The 16,617-nt window shown below is 60.3% G+C and carries 17 protein-coding genes; 8 read left to right on the forward strand and 9 right to left on the reverse strand.

Annotated elements, in window-relative coordinates:
* Positions 1–15 precede the first annotated feature (15 nt).
* On the forward strand, positions 16–843 hold the full coding sequence (locus tag PQQ96_RS21025) for a phosphodiesterase (protein WP_074282838.1): 828 nt from the start codon (positions 16–18) through the stop codon (positions 841–843).
* Between the two features lie 18 nt (positions 844–861).
* On the opposite strand, the gene PQQ96_RS21030 is transcribed toward PQQ96_RS21025, so the two are convergent.
* From PQQ96_RS21030 to PQQ96_RS21040, 3 genes are all read right to left on the reverse strand, one after another.
* A complete protein-coding gene (locus PQQ96_RS21030) occupies positions 862–1,347 on the reverse strand; it encodes a DUF2569 domain-containing protein (protein WP_408296126.1) in 486 nt (161 codons plus the stop codon).
* Between the two features lie 357 nt (positions 1,348–1,704).
* Positions 1,705–1,992, reverse strand: a complete 288-nt coding sequence (locus tag PQQ96_RS21035; protein WP_408295961.1) for a collagen-like protein — start codon at positions 1,990–1,992, stop codon at positions 1,705–1,707.
* Positions 1,993–2,776: 784 nt separating this feature from the next.
* Positions 2,777–3,277 (reverse strand): DUF892 family protein, encoded by a 501-nt coding sequence (locus tag PQQ96_RS21040; RefSeq protein ID WP_408295963.1) that lies wholly within the window; start codon positions 3,275–3,277, stop codon positions 2,777–2,779.
* A gap of 367 nt (positions 3,278–3,644) precedes the next feature.
* Here PQQ96_RS21040 and PQQ96_RS21045 point away from each other — a divergent pair, with 367 nt between their 5' ends.
* The 7 genes from PQQ96_RS21045 to PQQ96_RS21075 all read left to right on the forward strand — a co-directional run bounded on the left by PQQ96_RS21045 (position 3,645) and on the right by PQQ96_RS21075 (position 9,421).
* Positions 3,645–3,839, forward strand: coding sequence for a hypothetical protein (locus tag PQQ96_RS21045; protein ID WP_408295965.1), 195 nt, complete (start codon positions 3,645–3,647; stop codon positions 3,837–3,839).
* Between the two features lie 95 nt (positions 3,840–3,934).
* Positions 3,935–4,381 (forward strand): hypothetical protein, encoded by a 447-nt coding sequence (locus PQQ96_RS21050; RefSeq protein ID WP_408295968.1) that lies wholly within the window; start codon positions 3,935–3,937, stop codon positions 4,379–4,381.
* Positions 4,382–4,545: 164 nt separating this feature from the next.
* Positions 4,546–5,034 (forward strand): SRPBCC family protein, encoded by a 489-nt coding sequence (locus tag PQQ96_RS21055; protein WP_408295971.1) that lies wholly within the window; start codon positions 4,546–4,548, stop codon positions 5,032–5,034.
* A gap of 343 nt (positions 5,035–5,377) precedes the next feature.
* Positions 5,378–5,851, forward strand: a complete 474-nt coding sequence (locus PQQ96_RS21060; protein WP_408295973.1) for a hypothetical protein — start codon at positions 5,378–5,380, stop codon at positions 5,849–5,851.
* Positions 5,848–6,069 carry a hypothetical protein gene (locus PQQ96_RS21065; protein WP_408295976.1) on the forward strand — a complete coding sequence of 74 codons (222 nt, stop codon included), beginning with the start codon at positions 5,848–5,850 and terminating at the stop codon, positions 6,067–6,069. The genes PQQ96_RS21060 and PQQ96_RS21065 overlap by 4 nt, the downstream gene beginning before the upstream one ends.
* A 394-nt stretch (positions 6,070–6,463) precedes the next feature.
* Complete coding sequence (locus PQQ96_RS21070) at positions 6,464–7,630, forward strand: porin (RefSeq protein ID WP_408295979.1); 1,167 nt, start codon at positions 6,464–6,466, stop codon at positions 7,628–7,630.
* Positions 7,631–8,215: 585 nt separating this feature from the next.
* On the forward strand, positions 8,216–9,421 hold the full coding sequence (locus PQQ96_RS21075) for an MFS transporter (RefSeq protein WP_408295982.1): 1,206 nt from the start codon (positions 8,216–8,218) through the stop codon (positions 9,419–9,421).
* Here the strand turns inward: PQQ96_RS21075 and PQQ96_RS21080 are convergent.
* The 6 genes from PQQ96_RS21080 to preA all read right to left on the reverse strand — a co-directional run bounded on the left by PQQ96_RS21080 (position 9,418) and on the right by preA (position 16,574).
* Positions 9,418–10,206, reverse strand: coding sequence for an amino acid ABC transporter ATP-binding protein (locus PQQ96_RS21080; protein ID WP_408295985.1), 789 nt, complete (start codon positions 10,204–10,206; stop codon positions 9,418–9,420). The two genes, PQQ96_RS21075 and PQQ96_RS21080, sit on opposite strands and share 4 nt — an antisense overlap.
* Positions 10,206–10,883: an amino acid ABC transporter permease gene (locus tag PQQ96_RS21085; protein WP_408295988.1), complete on the reverse strand. Its 678-nt coding sequence runs from the start codon at positions 10,881–10,883 to the stop codon at positions 10,206–10,208. Before PQQ96_RS21085 ends, PQQ96_RS21080 begins: the two co-directional genes overlap by 1 nt.
* Positions 10,884–10,905: 22 nt before the next feature.
* Complete coding sequence (locus tag PQQ96_RS21090; protein ID WP_408295991.1) at positions 10,906–11,688, reverse strand: amino acid ABC transporter substrate-binding protein; 783 nt, start codon at positions 11,686–11,688, stop codon at positions 10,906–10,908.
* Positions 11,689–12,041: 353 nt separating this feature from the next.
* Positions 12,042–13,493, reverse strand: a complete 1,452-nt coding sequence (gene hydA, locus PQQ96_RS21095) for a dihydropyrimidinase (RefSeq protein WP_408295994.1) — start codon at positions 13,491–13,493, stop codon at positions 12,042–12,044.
* A gap of 107 nt (positions 13,494–13,600) precedes the next feature.
* Complete coding sequence (locus PQQ96_RS21100) at positions 13,601–15,112, reverse strand: NCS1 family nucleobase:cation symporter-1 (protein ID WP_408295997.1); 1,512 nt, start codon at positions 15,110–15,112, stop codon at positions 13,601–13,603.
* A gap of 127 nt (positions 15,113–15,239) precedes the next feature.
* Positions 15,240–16,574, reverse strand: coding sequence for an NAD-dependent dihydropyrimidine dehydrogenase subunit PreA (gene preA, locus PQQ96_RS21105; RefSeq protein ID WP_408295999.1), 1,335 nt, complete (start codon positions 16,572–16,574; stop codon positions 15,240–15,242).
* Between the last annotated feature and the right edge of the window lie 43 nt (positions 16,575–16,617).

Raw genomic sequence — 16,617 nt, forward strand, 5'->3', positions numbered from 1 at the left:
ACAAAGGAATTCCCCATGCTGCTGGCTCAAATTAGCGACCTGCATATCAAACGACCCGGCGCGCTGGCTTACCGTCGCGTCGATACCGGCGCCTATCTCGCGCGCACTGTCGCCGCGCTCAATGCGCTGGAACCGCGTCCCGACGCCGTGATCATGACCGGTGACCTCGTCGATCAGGGCGATCCGCAACAGTACGAACACCTCAAGACCTTGCTCGCGCCGCTCGAGATTCCGTACTTCCTGATGGTGGGCAATCACGACGAACGCACGGCATTGCGCGCAGCGTTTCCCGATCGCGCCGAATTGCACAGTGGTGGGGAGTTCGTACACTACGCGGTCGACGTCGGACCGCTGCGACTAATCGCGCTCGATTCGATGGTGCCGGGGGAAAGCGCCGGCAATCTGTGCGACGCACGGCTCGCGTGGCTCGAGACGCAACTCGAAGCGGCACAAGGCAGGCCAACGGTGGTCGCGTTGCATCATCCGCCGTTCGTCTGCGGAATCGGACACATGGATGAATTGCGGCTCGATCCCGCTGCCGCGGACAAGCTCGCCGCGTTGATCGCGCGTTATCCGAATGTCGAACGGGTGATCTGCGGCCATGTGCATCGGCCGATGTTCGTGCGGTTTGGCGGCACGATTGCGTCGGCGGTGCCCGCGCCCGCGCATCAGGTCGGGCTCGATCTGCGCGAGGATGCGCCCTCCGCATTCGTCATGGAGCCGCCCGCTTACGCGCTGCATCGCTACGATCCGGCGACGGGCATCGTCACACATCATGCGTATGTCGATAAAGCTGACGGCCCGTATCCGTTTTACGAACCTGAAGGCGACCTGATCGATTGAGGGTGTCGCCTCGCGGGTTCAGGCGACGACGAAAGTTTGCTGTACGCGCCGGGACAGCCTGAAATACGGTATCCCGAGCGCGGCGGCGACGGCGGCCTGAATGAACCCGTCGAATGGAATGGTGATGGCGATGCCAATGGCGTGGGTCATGTGGTCGCCGAGCAGGTAGGCAATGGGCCGCATGACGACAATGACCAATAACCACGCCTGCACCTGCACTGGAAAGCGCACCGATCTGCGCCGCATCAGCAATGCCAGCCAGCCTGCGCCAGCAACAATGAACGCGCCGATGATCACGTCGCAGCCGACCATCGCGATCACGGTGCGATACCAGCCATGCGTTTCAGGGCGGACGAATACCGCCAGCAGCTCCCATTCGAGCATCAGCTTCAGCGGATCGCGCAACGCGACCGCGGTTAAAAGCGCCCATGCGGCAATGTAGATCAGGGCGATAAACAGCCAGCCGCCGATGCGCCGGCGTTCGGGTTTGGAGATTGTGTTCATGAATTCGGTCACCTGATGGATCTTATTCCGCATGCCGATTCTACGAACGAAAACCGAACGACCATCTCATTTTGTTTGCCAGGCGTTCGAGGGCCGCTACACCACGCTCGTCGAGCGTAAAAATAAAAAATCTCAGCGGTAAATAAAAAGTGTCACGAGACGCCGCGCGTGGAATTCTGAAGGAATGGCGATGGAAATCTCCGAGCGGCTTGGTTCGAGTGATCAAGATGGAGACGTATGCGTTGATGTCGAGTGGTGCTCAATCCGATTCCGGATGTCGAACCGGCGACCGCCCACGCGTCAAACGGTGCCAGCTCGAGTATTGTGGGATCTGATCCATCGCCGGTCGCGCGATCCTCAGTTGTTCGGGACGATCACCACAGTGCCGTTGGTGGAGGTTGTTCCTCTAGCGCCGGTGTTACCCCTTGCTCCCGTGTTACCGGTTGCCCCGGTATCGCCTGTCGCACCGGTGTATCCCGTGTCGCCTGTTGCGCCAGTCGCGCCGGTTGCACCTGGCGTGCCGCCGTATCCCATGTCGCCTTTCTGGCCATTATTGCCTGTGGGGCCTTGAGATCCCGCCGGCCCCGTGCATGCAGCCAACGCGAACACCGCCAGCGCAGCGACAACAGGTTTGAAGTATTTCATGGTGATTTCCTCCTTGGACATATTTGAATCACTCACGTCGTCGTGAGCAACCCTCAGATTTGATCCGCTTCCTGATGGCAGTCAGCGCTAACGAATCAGGACTTTGCTGGCGGGAGGGCGACGCGTTGCGGAATTTCGCATTTCCCTCAGGGCGGTGGCCGGGAGGTCCTCGCTATGTTTAACGACACTATGCTCATTTCACCGTCAACTCGGTACGCTAGCGGGCAATGGCATGAAAATAGTTCGCACGTTGGCGCAAAGATTCCGGTGACAGGGCACGCTCGACATGGTGTGGACCGGCGGCAAGATCTGGTACGGAACCGTACTGACGTTCCCGGCAATTGCGTGCATCTTGCACTTCATATCTCGTGCGCTTCGTGACGAGACGATCAAGGCGCACGGAATACTCACGTCCGATCCGCCGGACGCGACAGCAGCAGTCTTCACGACCGGATGGTAGGTATGAACCCGCTTATGCTGTTTTTTCTCACCGCGTTTGTTTTAGCGTCCCTGGATCTCTGGCAGTCGGCGCGACCCGACGCGAGTATGAGACGGAGAATCGCAGTTGCCTATTGTCCGTATGTGAACTAGCGGTAGCCGCCTCGGGTCACGGGAATGAGCGGGATGCCGTCCTTTTTCCCGTTCGTGGCGTACACATTCCGCACACATTCTTTCTGCGCCACTGCGCAAATTGAAGGCCGAGTCGGTCGCGAACCGCCAGGAAAAACGATGGAGAATATCTCGCGCCAGAAGTGGCACTCGCCCTCATCTTCGCAAGGATGATTTAGCTCTTGTCCGGGGACGCATCGCGCCCCAGATACGCCGTCGCGGCTGCAGAAAGACGGTCAAGTAGCCAGTCCGCCATGGCGATCTGTCCCAGGATAATGGCCTCGCACGCGACCTTGGTCTCAAAGAAACCGCTGGCTTCAGCGATGGCGATCAATGAGGTGTAGGACGCGATCTCCTGATGCTTGAACACATACAGACTTTGCAGGTTCCCTACCAGCTCGTCCGGCGAACGAGCGACGGCACTTGTCTGAATAGACACCTCGAAGTCATCGGTAAGTGCCTGCGGCGTGTCACTACTCTCGTCGATGCGCGCAATGCAGCTCGCCAACGATGTCTGGTATGCGAGTGTCTCCGTCTGGTGCGCTTCAATGCGCGCATTGACGTCGGGATGTGATGTCGAGCCGGTCGCGTGGATTCTCAGCAATCCCTCAGCATACCGTTCCATTGCGTAAGCATCTCGCAACGCGCTCAACAGCGCGTCTTTTCGATCGGACATAGGGGCTCCCTGTCATGATCACGTTGAACACGGCTGGTTCGCCGCGGCGACACAGCGTCGTTGTCTGTCAGGCGTGTCCCTCCGGAAGAGTAGGCGCCGTGCCTTACGTCGACCATACTGACGGCTGGATCGATCGCGCGATGGGACAGGAATACCGAATTGACCCGTTGAGCAAGGCACTTTGCCCACTACCGTACAGACGTAGCTGACCCTTTGTGAGAACGAATCTTCCGGCCCCTGCGTCCCAGCGATCTTCAGGATGACGGCACCTGGGATAATTTTCAGAAAGGGGGGTTTAAGTAGACGCTACCGTACAGACGGCGAAAGTTCGTTCGGTCCATGATGACCAAAACAACAGGAGGCCGCCATGGTCATCCAACTCTCCCCCGAGGCCGTCCAGACGCTCAAATCGCTTGATCGAATTCCAGATTCCCTGGCAGAGACGCCGCGCTCGATAGCGGAAGAACTATTGAGCTTCGGGCTTGCATACGAATCGCGTGTGTGTGGTGTCATCAACATGACGGCCGCGGGCCGGGTGTGGTTGAACCAGCGCGCGGCGTAGCTCACAATTTCTGGCTGAGCCAATCGCTCACTGTCTGCGCGCCTGCCGCCAGGCATGCGGGTGTGTGGTGTGACAGAACCACCTGTGCGACCACGATGAAACACTCCATTTCCAGAACGTTGACCGTGCTAACGTCATTCGGCATCGGGTTCTCTCCTGTCCTGTGCCATGCCCATGCGCTCGATCCACAACTCGACTGCAAATCGAGCGCGCACGCGTTCATCGCCCCACTTCTGGACGGCCAGTCTATCGATCCAAAGCCAATGCGCGTTGAAGCGAACTCAGTCAACGCATTTCGGCCAACGCACGGCAGCAACCTGACTGCATTCGGCTTTCACGTTTATGCCGTCTTCGGGTATGAGCAAGGCGATCCGATGTTCAAACCGGGCGGCGGAGAGCCGATGACGGCCTCAGCGTACGGCGTGGTCGTAACCGGCCCTGCCGAGTCAGTTGAGGCGCGCGCACGCCAGGCGGGTAGCGACGCTGTCATTCGGGAAGTGGTTCCCCTTCTTCTCACCGCCGTTTTCTGCAACGGGCATTGAGACGAGTCCTCACCTGTGCTTCGCGTGCAGTATTCTCCTGTGTGCGTGACGACCTCCGGTGGCGAGTACTTGGGACGGTATGTCCCAGACATGCCGGTAAAGCACAGCTCTACGGCGCAACCAGGCTCTAGAATCTATAGAAAAATACCAAGAATGGAGGCAGCTTGCGAACGGTCGAATACCGCTTTTCCACCATTTGGCGCATCGACGCGCCAGTGCAGGAAGTTTGGGCGGCAATCCAGGATTCGGCGCGCTGGCCCGAGTGGTGGGGTAACGTCGAACGCGTGGACCAGCTAGAGGCAGGTTCCGATCAGGGAGTGGGCGTCGTACAACGCTATACGTGGAAGGGCTGGTTGCCCTATCGCCTCGTGTTCGACATGCGGGTGACGCGCGTCGACCCGTTGGTTGCGCTGGAAGGGGAAGCCAGCGGCGACGTAGAAGGCACCGGTCGCTGGAGCTTTTCGACCGATGGACGCAACCTTACCGCGGTCCGCTATGACTGGTGCGTGCATACGAAGCGCACATGGATGAATGCATTGGCGCCGTTGTTGCGACCGGTTTTCCAATGGAACCACGATGCAGTGATGCGCGAAGGCGGCGCGGCGCTAGCGCGACGGCTGGACGCGCAACTGCTTGGCATCGAGCAGGGATGAAGCCGGTCGTGAATGACCACTCGCGTCAGGCGGGAGGCGTTAAGGGTTATTCGATGCCTGCCATCGGCCGCAGGAATGTGACGGAGCCTCTGTGCGTGTTGGCAGGCGTCGAACAAGCCTTAACGAACTGAGCCGTTCAAAGTCACTTTGCGGGGTTTTATCGGGTGGCGATGGTTCAGGGGGGAATGACAGGTGCAAAGCCTGTCTGATAACCCAGTTTCAGCATAGCCTCCCAGATTCAAGCCGTGCCTGATGCATGACGCATCAACTACGGTGCGCCGGATAATTCGCCTTATTCGTCAGTTAAAATCGATGCTCCACCGTTGAATGCAGAGCACGTGCTATGGCGACTACCGGCGGCGATTTTGGCAAGGCATTTACAGCGAACATGAGCGCGCTGGGTCTGCCTGCTCCTAGCAGTCTGTTTGGCTCCATTCAGGCGGCGGCTTCGAATATCGCCACGATGCTGAGCGCGTTGAAGACCCTGGGACCGGGCGCAACCGTCGCGGAGTTGATCGACGCGACTACCGCACTTGAAGTGCTATCGGTCGTCGGTGCGCTGAGTGCATCGTTCTACGTGGGCGCATGCGTTGGCTCGCTGGTCGTCGCCGCCAACGCCAGCCTGACCTGCACCAGCGGGGCTAGTGCTGCGGCCACTGCACGGACTACAGCCGCTCGCGTGGGGCTGGTGATTCCACAATCGATGCTGGCATTCATCCAGCGTCACCCTGAGGTCGTAATAGATAGCCCATCGCGCGGTAACTACGCGTTTCTGGCATCGCGCGTGCAACCGTCTGGTCAACGGGCGGCGGCATGAACTGGTTAGTGGATAAGGCGGCGCTTCTGCTGGCGGCCATCGCATGTGCCGGTGCCGCGTGGGGACTGATTCATTACTCAGGCGAGTGGTTCTATCTACTTCTGTTCGTGCTGGCGTTTGCCGGGCTGTTTGCCGATAACCAGCGACTCCGCACTCGCCTGAAAGAACTCGGCGTAGACCCTAGCCAGCGCGACCCAAGCCGCCGCGTACGGCGTTAAGGCCTTACGGTTTAGCGCAATTACCCCCGCTGTCGCATAAGCTGAAGGTCTACCACCGCGGAAGATCTGCCATGCTCATGGCTGAAAGCCCGCTGACTGCCGATGATCTGCTGATCATGGTTGATGAACTGGCCTTACGGGCGCCCGCGCTTGCAGGCAATCCAGAATAGCTTTGTGGAGAGATTCGGCGGGTGATCGCGGTTGCCCATCCGCCGTTGCCGACTTGGCACGGAATAGTCCATTGATCGCCCGCCGCGCAAGACATTGCTCCTTTTGTTACGTTTTTGCGACAGTCTTTTTTTTCCTTTCTTGAGTTTGCAGGAGGTGCCGTATCCTCCGGCGCGCAGTAACGAATAAACCAATCCAAAAGATACTCAGGGACACTGAATTACAGATGAAGAACAGCACCATCAAGGCAACGGTTATCGCTGTTGCCGCTTTCGCCGCATCCTCGGCAGCAATGGCACAGTCGTCGGTCACCCTGTACGGCATGCTAGACGCAGGTATCAGCTACACCTCGAACGTTAATGGCCACTCGGAAGTCGCCCTCGTTGGCGGTGCCTCAGGGTCGAACAAGTGGGGCCTCCAGGGTCAGGAAGACCTCGGCGCCGGCCTCAAGGCGGTCTTCAAGCTCGAAAATGGTTTCAACATTGCGACCGGTGGCATCGGCGGCCAGGGCCCAATTGGCTCCTCGCGTTCGCTGTTCAATCGCCAGGCCTACGTAGGCCTCGCTTCGGACCAGTACGGTACCCTGCGTCTGGGTCGCCAGATCGATGCCGTGACGGAAATGGTTCAAGGCCTGACGGGCGACGGCATTTCGGCTTCGACGTTCTCGACCCCGGGCGACGTGGACAACAACGACAACACGACGAACCAGAACAACGCCGTCAAGTACATTTCGCCGGTTTTCCACGGCTTCCAGGCTGAAGGCGCGTACTCGTTCGGCGGCGTTGCCGGTGCTATGGGTTCGGGTCAATCGTGGTCGGTGGCTACGGACTACGCTCAAGGTGGTCTGACGGTCGCTGGCGGCTACTTCCATGCTGCAAACCAGGGTGAGAACGGCTGGCAGAACGCAACGGCACAACCGTCGTTCGGTGGTGCCCTAGGCTATCCGAGCTCGGGTTACTACGGTGGCAATGCGTTCAAGAGCGCGGGCATCGCTCAAATCGCTGGCCAATACCAGTTTGGTCCGTACACGGCTGGCCTGCGCTACTCGAACGCTCAGTACCAGGGTAACGATGGCCAACAGTCGATCCACTTCAACGTGGTGGGTGCCCTTCTGCAGTACCAGGCAACCCCGGCGCTGTCGCTGGCTGCTGGGTACACGTACGTCTACGGTTCGGCAGCCACGCCTGCGCAAGCCGCTGAGGGCCGCACGATGGCTTCGATCAACCAGGCGTCGCTGGGTGCTACGTACGCACTGTCGAAGCTTACCTCGGTATACGCCATGGGTGCCTACGTTCATGCTCAGGGCGCTCAGGCTTCGGCTGCGGACTTCGGCAATACCGCATCGGGCGGCAACCAGGTTCAAGCCAACGTTGGCATCTACCACCGGTTCTAATCGCAGGTTCAGAAGCCTGGGGTAGTGGACGCACTACCCCCGAAAAAAATCCCGGTAGTGAATTGCACCCCAAAAGTTGGACATTAGTCCAATCTTTGGGGTGTTTTTCATGCCCAACGAACGCTGCATTGTCCCAATTCGAATAAGTCGTATTGGGACAGGTCATGAACAGAAGCGCCCATTTGGCGACAGCCGTATGGCCGCTCTCGCTCGATGACGCGACAATCCCCTCTGCGCTTTTGTAAGACTGCTTCGGGTCAATGACCGACCGTCATGACAGGCGAGTCGTGATACCTTTTTATTTCAACTCCAAATCAAAATCGCGCGGCCTTAGGTGTTTTGACAACACCAGGAGAGCTTCAAAATCCGTTGCGCTCGAAGTCATCCGCGACACTTTTGCGTTTTCCGATCATCGTTCACGATCGTTCCGCACCTGAGCCACCGCTGGTTCGCTGCCGTTTCGAGTTGACGTCGCCCTAGCGCCGAACCGTGGCCTCGGCGGCGGTCAGCACGATCCTTCCCTCTCCGGTATGATCGGCACGCTTGAGGACCGCGCATGGGCCGGTCCATCGACGGTCCCCACTCATGTCCACATCCGACGCTTCCACTCCCGCTTCGGCCGACCGGTCATTGCGCGGCTTGCTGCTTCTGCTCGCAACGATTGCCGGTGTGGCAGTCGCCAACATCTATTACAACCAGCCTCTGCTCGACGATTTCCGGCTGTCGTTCCCGAACAGCGCGTCGTGGGTCGGCGCGGTGCCGGCCGTGACGCAGCTCGGCTACGCAGCCGGGATGCTGTTGTTAGCGCCGCTCGGCGATCGCTTCGATCGACGCCTCCTGATCCTGTTGCAGATCGCGGGCATGTGCGTTGCGCTCGTGCTGGCAGCCGCGGCGCCGACGCTGTCGGTGCTGATTATCGCGAGTCTCGCGATCGGTGTGCTCGCCACCATCGCGCAGCAGGCGGTGCCGTTCGCGGCCGAACTCGCGCCCGCATCCGAGCGGGGCCATGCGGTCGGCACGGTGATGAGTGGATTGCTGCTGGGGATTCTGCTGGCACGGACCGCGGCAGGCATTGTCGCCGAGTATTTCGGCTGGCGTGCTGTATTCGGCGCTTCCGTCGTCGCGTTGCTGGTGCTGGCGGTGGTGATCATCATGCGTCTGCCGAAGAGCAAGCCGACGTCGACCTTGCCATACGGCAAGCTGCTGGTTTCAATGTGGCACCTGGTGGTCGAGCATCGCGCGCTGCGTGAAGCCTCGTTGACCGGGGCGGCGATGTTCGCGGCGTTCAGCATCTTCTGGTCGGTGCTGGCGTTATTGCTGGCAGGCGCACCGTTTCATCTTGGGCCGCAGGCGGCGGGCCTGTTCGGGATTGTCGGCGCAGCGGGGGCGATGGCCGCGCCGCTCGCCGGCAAGTTTTCCGACCGGCGCGGACCGCGGACGATTATCACCGTATCGATTGTGCTGGTCGCGATTTCGTTCGTGGTGTTTGCCTTGTCGGCAAAAAGCATTGCTGGATTGGTGATCGGCGTGATCATCCTCGATATCGGCGTGCAGGCCGCACAGATTTCCAATCAATCGCGGATTTACGCACTGAAGCCCGAAGCACGGAGCCGCGTGAATACCGTCTATATGGTCGCGTATTTTATTGGCGGCGCCATTGGTTCGGGGGTCGGCGCGGTGGTTTGGCCGATCTTCGGATGGATCGGTGTGAGTATTGCCGGGGTGGTTTTTGCCGGGCTGGCAGCGTGGAATCATTTGCGGCTTCCAGCCAACCAGGAGAACCTGACTTAGCTTCTCTCAGGCCGGCCCTGCTCGGTCCACGCGTCCGGCAAACTATGTGTCAGCGTGGACACGAAGCGTGCGGTTTCGGGCTCGCGCGGATTCATGAAAATGTCCCGCGACGGGCCTTGCTCGACCACCACGCCGTTATTCAGAAACACCACGTCGCGCGCAATCGTGGCGGCAAGACGTAAATCATGTGTCGCCATCAACATCGTCATGCCTTCCGTGGCGAGCTGCTTGAGGACGTCCACCACCTCCGCCGCCAAACCGGGATCCAGCGCCGATGTGGGCTCGTCACACAACAACACTTCCGGCGACGGTGCCAACGCCCGCGCAATCGCTACGCGCTGCTGCTGGCCGCCGGAAAGCGTAGAGGGCCACGCGTCCGCCTTGTGCGCGATGCCGACCTTTTCGAGCAATTCGTCCGCACGTACGCACGCTTTTTCCTTGTCCCACTTCAGCACGGTCAGCAAGCCTTCCATGACGTTCTGGCGCACCGTCAGATGCGGGAACAACTGGAAATTCTGGAACACCATGCCGGTGCGGCGGCGAATCGTCAGCACCGTTTCGCGCGATGGCTTGTGATCGCGGCTGAATTCGAGCCGCTGGTCGCCGAGTTCGAGTGAGCCGGCCTCGGGGATTTCCAGCAGATTCACGCAACGCAAAAGCGTACTCTTGCCGCTGCCGGAAGGGCCGATCAGCGCTGTCACATTACCCGGCGCGAGTTGCAGGTCCACCGAACTCAGCACCCGATTCTCGCCGAAGTGCTTGTCGATTTTTTCCAGTCGAATCATCAGTTGCCCGCCTGGAAAAGTGCGTGACGGCCGAACTTGCGCTCGAGCCGGACTTGCGCCGACGACAGGACCGAACTGAACACGAGATACACCAGCGCCGCCTCCGTGTAGAGAATCAACGGTTCATAGGTCACCGACGCGATTCGCTGCGCCGCCTGAAACACCTCAGGCACCGTCAGTACCGCAGCGAGCGAGGTGTCCTTCACCAACGCAATGAACGAGTTCGACAGCGGCGGTAGCGCGACGCGTGCCGCTTGCGGCAGGATTGCGCGGCGCAGCGCCTGTTGGCGCGTCATACCCATCGAGTACGCCGCCTCCCACTGCCCCTTCGGAATCGACTCGATCACGCCGCGTATCACTTCCGAGTTATACGCGCCGACATTCAGCGAAAAGCCAATGATCGCTGCCGTCAACGGATCGAGCACGATGCCCACGTTGGGTAGTCCGTAGAAAATCACGAACAGTTGCACCAGTAATGGCGAGCCGCGAAACAGCCACACGTAGAAGCGCACGATCGCCACCGCCCAGCGCGGCCCGAATAGCCGGACCAGCGCGACGACAAACGCCACCACGATCCCGATCGCGAACGATGCCAGCGTGAGCGGCACGGTAAAGACAAGCCCCGCATACAGCAGCGGCCACAGCGACTGCGCCATCAGATGCAACCATGCCGGCATGATTCAGACTCGCACGTGGCGCTTATTGGGAGACGTCTTTACCGAAGTACTTCTGCGAAATCTTCTCGTAAGTGCCGTCTTTTCTCATGTCGGCGAGCGCCTTGTTGATTGCCGCCTGCAATTCCGGGCTGCCCTTGCGGATCAGGACCGCGGACTTGTCGCTGCTATCGGACGACGTATCGAGCGCGGCGATCTTCACCTTCGCATCCGGCTTATGCTTCTTGAAGTCGAGGAACGACAGCGAATCGTTGACCGTCGCATCGACGCGGCCCGAGGTCAACAGATCGACCGATTCGTTGAAGCCCTGCACGGGAATCACCTCCGCGCCGTGCGCAGCTGCGATCTTGCCGAAGTTGCTGGTCAGCGTATTCGCCGACTTCTTGCCCTTCAGGTCGTCAAATGTCTTGATGGTGGTGTTGTCCGACCGCACGATCAGCGCCGCATGCGACGTGATGTACGGGTCCGAGAAATCGTACTTCGCTTTGCGCGCGTCGGTGACAGCGACTTCATTGATCACCGCGTCGTAGCGGTTCACATCGAGACCGGCGATCAGACCGTCCCATTTGCCTTCGACGAATTGCGGCTTGACGCCCAGGCGCCGCGCAATCTCCGTGCCGATCTCCACGTCGAAGCCGGTCAGCTTGCCGGACTCATCGTGGTACGTGAACGGTGCGTAGGTGCCCTCCGTGCCGATCTTGAACACGCCCGCGGACTTGATCTGCGCGAGCTCGTCAGCGGCGAATGCCGGGCTCAGGGTCACCGCTTGCAGCAGCGCGATCAGCAGAATGGAACGAATCGACTTCATCTGGTGGCTCCGTAAAGTTTGCTACATCGGTTGCATGGTTTTGTATTCGGCATTCCGCCGGCGGTCATGCCCGGCAGAGTGGGCGGACTGTAGCAAACGGCCTGTCTTTTTACAAAGGATCAGCTTTTCGATCAATATGCGCATACGTGCTAAGCGGACAGCCAAGGCGTCTCATGCAACGTTGAATTCGACTTTTCAACAGATATGACAGACGCGGCATGCATCGCACCATGGAACGCGTACCGGGCGCCATCGGGGAAAACGCGGGAGGGGGTCGCCACGGCGAATGCGCGGCGTTGAAAAACGGACGGCACGGGCGGCACTGAGGGGCCGCCCGTCAGATTGCAAACGCCTTACCGTTCTACCGGATGCGGCTCCTTGCGCTTATTGGCCACCCGGATCGCATCAAAGTAAGCCGGATTCGGCGGCCGCTTCAGATAACGCCCCGCGCCACGCACGGCTCGCAGCTCGCCATCGGTCCATGCCAGCGCGCCACGGGTGAGCGTATGCATCGCCACGCCCTGCACCGTCATCCCTTCGAACACGTTGAAGTCAACCTTCTGATGATGCGTCTTCACCGAAATGGTTTTGCTTGCCTTCGGATCCCACACGACCAGGTCGGCATCCGCGCCCACCTGGACCGCGCCCTTACGCGGATACAGGTTGAAAATCTGCGCGGCGTTGGTCGACGTGATGCGCACGAATTCATTCGGCGTGAGACGCCCGGAATTCACACCGTGATGCCAGAGGACCGCCATACGATCTTCGACGCCGCCGCAGCCGTTCGGGATCTTCGTAAAGTCCTCGCGGCCCATCGCCTTCTGCGACGCGCAGAACACGCAGTGATCGGTCGCGGTGGTGTGCAGTTGCCCCGCTTGCAAACCCCGCCACAAGGCCTCGCGATGCTCCCCGGAACGGAACGGCGGGCTCATCACGTGCGCTGCGGCGCGGGTCCAGTCGGGATCGCGATACACCGCCTCATCGATCACCAGATGGCCCGGCAGCACTTCGCCGAACACCCGAAGACCTTCGTTGCGGGCGCGAGCAATCGCGTCGACTGCATCTTTCGAGGACACGTGGACGATATACACCGGCACGCCTAACACCTGCGCGATGCGGATCGCACGGTTGGCGGCCTCGCCCTCCACTTCAGGCGGCCGCGACAGCGGATGCGCCTCGGGACCCGTAAAGCCTTTTGCAAGCAACTGGCGCTGCAACTGAAACACCAGCTCACCGTTTTCCGCATGCACGGTGGGCAGCGCGCCGAGTTCGAGCGAACGCGAAAAACTGTTCACCAGCACTTCGTCATCGGCCATGATCGCGTTCTTGTAGGCCATGAAGTGCTTGAAGCTCGACACACCGTGTTCATGCACCAGCGTGCCCATTTCGCGATAGACCGAATCGTCCCACCACGTCACCGCAACGTGAAAGCCATAGTCTGCCGAAGCCTTTTCAGCCCAACCGCGCCATTCCTTGAAGGCCTCCATCAACGGTTGCTTCGGACTCGGAATCACGAAGTCGATGATGCTGGTCGTGCCGCCGGATAAACCGGCGGCCGTACCGGTGTAGAAATCGTCGCTGGCCGTGGTCCCCATGAACGGCAATTCCATATGGGTATGCGGATCGATGCCGCCGGGCATCACATACTGCCCACCCGCATCGACGATCGTGGCGCCGGCCGGCGCCTCCAGGTCCGCTCCGATCTGCAGGATCGTGCCACCGTCCTGCGGGTCCGCACACAACACATCCGCACGATACGTGCTCTCCGCGTCGATAATCGTGCCGCCGCGAATCAGGGTCGTCATGTTGCCGCCTCCTTATGTACTGCTGGTTTCCGTGTTACTTACTTCGTTCGTCGAGTGCGCAGTTCATGCACTCGCTCATGCATCCGCCCAGGCACACCTAGCCACACTCAGGCATTCGCCACGCGCGCACTCGGTCCTTTGCTCAGCTTCATCCACGCGCTGTATACGATCGACGCCAACGCGAGTCCGACAAACCAGGCATACGTGTAGAGCGTGTTGAAAATCGCCGGCACGTTCGGGAACGATGCCGGAAACGCGGTGTGCAAAAAGCCCGGCAGATTCGGCAGCACCCCGATCACGAGCGCCACCACCGCGCCGATGTTCCAGCCGCCGGTGTAGCTGTACTCACCATGCTCGTCAAACAGTTCACGCGGGTCGAGCCGTGTGCCGCGAATCAGGAAGTAGTCGACCATCAGAATGCCCGCTACCGGACCGAGCAAAGCCGAGTAGCCGACCAGCCACGTGAAGATATAGCCCTGGGTGGTGGCAAGAATTTTCCACGGCATCATCACAATGGCGATGGTCGCAGTAATCATGCCGCCTACGCGATACGAAATACCCTTCGGCCACAGGCTCGAAAAGTCATAAGCCGGGCCGACGAGATTCGCCGCGAGATTGCAGCACATCGTATCCAGCGTCAGGATGATCAGCGCAACGCCGACGCCGATGCCGGTCATGCGGCTCGTCAGGTCGATCGGGTCCCAGATCGCCTTGCCGTAGATCACCACAGTCGCCGACGTCACCACCACGGAGATCACCGAAAGCAAGGCCATCGGCACCGGCAAACCAATCGACTGCCCGATGATCTGATCGCGCTGCGTTTTAGCAAAGCGTGTGAAGTCGGGAATATTCAGCGCGAGCGTCGCCCAGAAGCCCACCATCGCCGTGAGGCCGGGCCAGAAGGTCGCCCAGAACATGCCCTCCTTCTTGCCGCCCGCCACGAATTGCGACGGCGCCGACAGCATCGAGCCAAGGCCGCCCGCCTTCGACGTCGCCCACCACACCAGCGCGATACACATCACGATCTTGATCGGCGCGGACCAGCTTTCGAGCCAGCGAATCGAATCGGTGCCGTGCACGATGAAGTAAATCTGCAGTGCCCAGAACACGAGGAAACACGCGAGCTGCGCAAGCGAGATATCGAGGAACGGCAACGCCGCGCCGTGCAGCGCGTTGCCCGTGAGAATGTTCAGCAGCGTGTAGATCGCGCTGCCGCCAAGCCACGTCTGAATACCGTACCAGCCACACGCGACGATCGCCCGCAGCATCGCCGGCAATTTCGCACCCTGCGTGCCGAAGGAGGAGCGCACCAGCACCGCGTAGGGAATACCGTGCTTCGCACCCGCGTGACCGATCAGCAGCATCGGCACCAGCACGATCAGATTGCCGAGCAGCACGGTCGCCACAGCCTGCCACGGCGACATGCCCTCTTCCGTCAAACCGGCCGCAAGCATGTACGAGGCGATGTTCATCACCATCCCGACCCACAGCGCGGCAAAGTGATACCACCTCCACGTGCGCTGTGCGACGCCGGTCGGCGCAAGGTCGTCGTTGTAAAGACTGCTGCCCTGCGCGCCGGCCGCAAACTGCGGGTCGACGGGTTGCACTGTCTGCTTCATCGAAAGATCTCCACTGATCGTTGAGGCCTGCGCGGCTTCTGGTGGCGCGTCAGGCCTTGGGGAAACTACAGGTTCAGTACAAGCGCTTCGTTTCGTTTCCTTTCTTTTCCTGCAGGTAGCTCATGTTTCAGGCTGCCTTTGCCGCGTGAGCGTGGGCACGCTCGGCCGCTTCAGCCTTCTCTGACGTCTCGCTTTCACCGGCATTCACCCGCGCCGGGTTGTTCGGATGCGTGGTCCAGTTCGCGTACTCGCCGCTGTCCACGCGCTCCATCGTGATGCACTGCTCAACCGGGCACACGTGCATGCACAGATTGCAGCCGACACATTCGGAGTCCATCACTTCAAAATGCCGGACGCCATCTTTTTCTTTCATGATCGCCTGGTGAGCGGTGTCTTCGCACGCGATATGGCAGAGGCCGCACTGGATGCACTTGTCCTGATCGATGCGCGCCTTGATGTCGTATTTGAGGTTCAGGTACTTCCAGTCGGTCACATTCGGCACGGCGCGGCCGCGAATGTCGTCAAGCGTGGCGTAGCCTTTTTCGTCCATCCAGTTCGACAGGCCGTCCGCGAGATCGGAGACGATGCGGAATCCATAGTGCATCGCCGCCGTGCAGACCTGCACGCTGCCCGCGCCGAGCACCATGAATTCGGCCGCATCGCGCCATGTCGAAATGCCGCCGATACCGGAAATGGGCAGGTTCGGCGTTTCCACGTCACGCGCAATTTCAGCCACCATATTCAGCGCGATCGGCTTCACAGCCGGACCGCAGTAGCCGCCGTGCGTGCCTTTGCCGTCGACCATCGGCAAGGGCGACATCGCGTCGAGGTCCACCGCAACGATGGAGTTGATGGTGTTGATCAGCGAGACGCCGTCCGCGCCGCCTTTATAGGCGGCACGCGAACCGAGGCGAATGTCGCTGATATTCGGCGTGAGTTTGACGAGGCACGGCAGCTTCGTGCCCTCCTTGACCCAGCGCGTGACCATCTCGATGTATTCGGGCACCTGACCCACCGCGGCGCCCATGCCGCGCTCGCTCATGCCGTGCGGGCAGCCGAAGTTCAATTCCACCGCATCGGCGCCGGTGTCTTCGACGAGCGGCAAAATCCACTTCCAGTCGCGTTCGTTGCACGGCACCATCAGCGAGACGATCATCGCGCGGTCCGGCCAGTCGCGTTTGACTTCAGCGATTTCCTTGAGATTGATGTCGAGCGGACGGTCGGTGATCAGTTCGATGTTGTTCAGGCCCGCGATGCGCTGGCCATTCCATTGCACCGCGCCGTAGCGCGAACTGACATTCACCACATGCGGGTCGAGGCCCAGTGTCTTCCACACGACCCCGCCCCAGCCCGCTTCGAACGCGCGGTTCACGTTATAGGCTTTGTCGGTCGGCGGCGCGGAAGCGAGCCAGAAAGGATTCGGCGACGTGATGCCGGCAATCGTACAGCGCAAATCGGCCATGTTCGGCTCCTTGGGGACTGCTGTTTTTTGTCTGGTTGAATGC

Source organism: Paraburkholderia sediminicola (genome assembly GCF_046027825.1).
GTDB lineage: Bacteria > Pseudomonadota > Gammaproteobacteria > Burkholderiales > Burkholderiaceae > Paraburkholderia > Paraburkholderia sediminicola_D.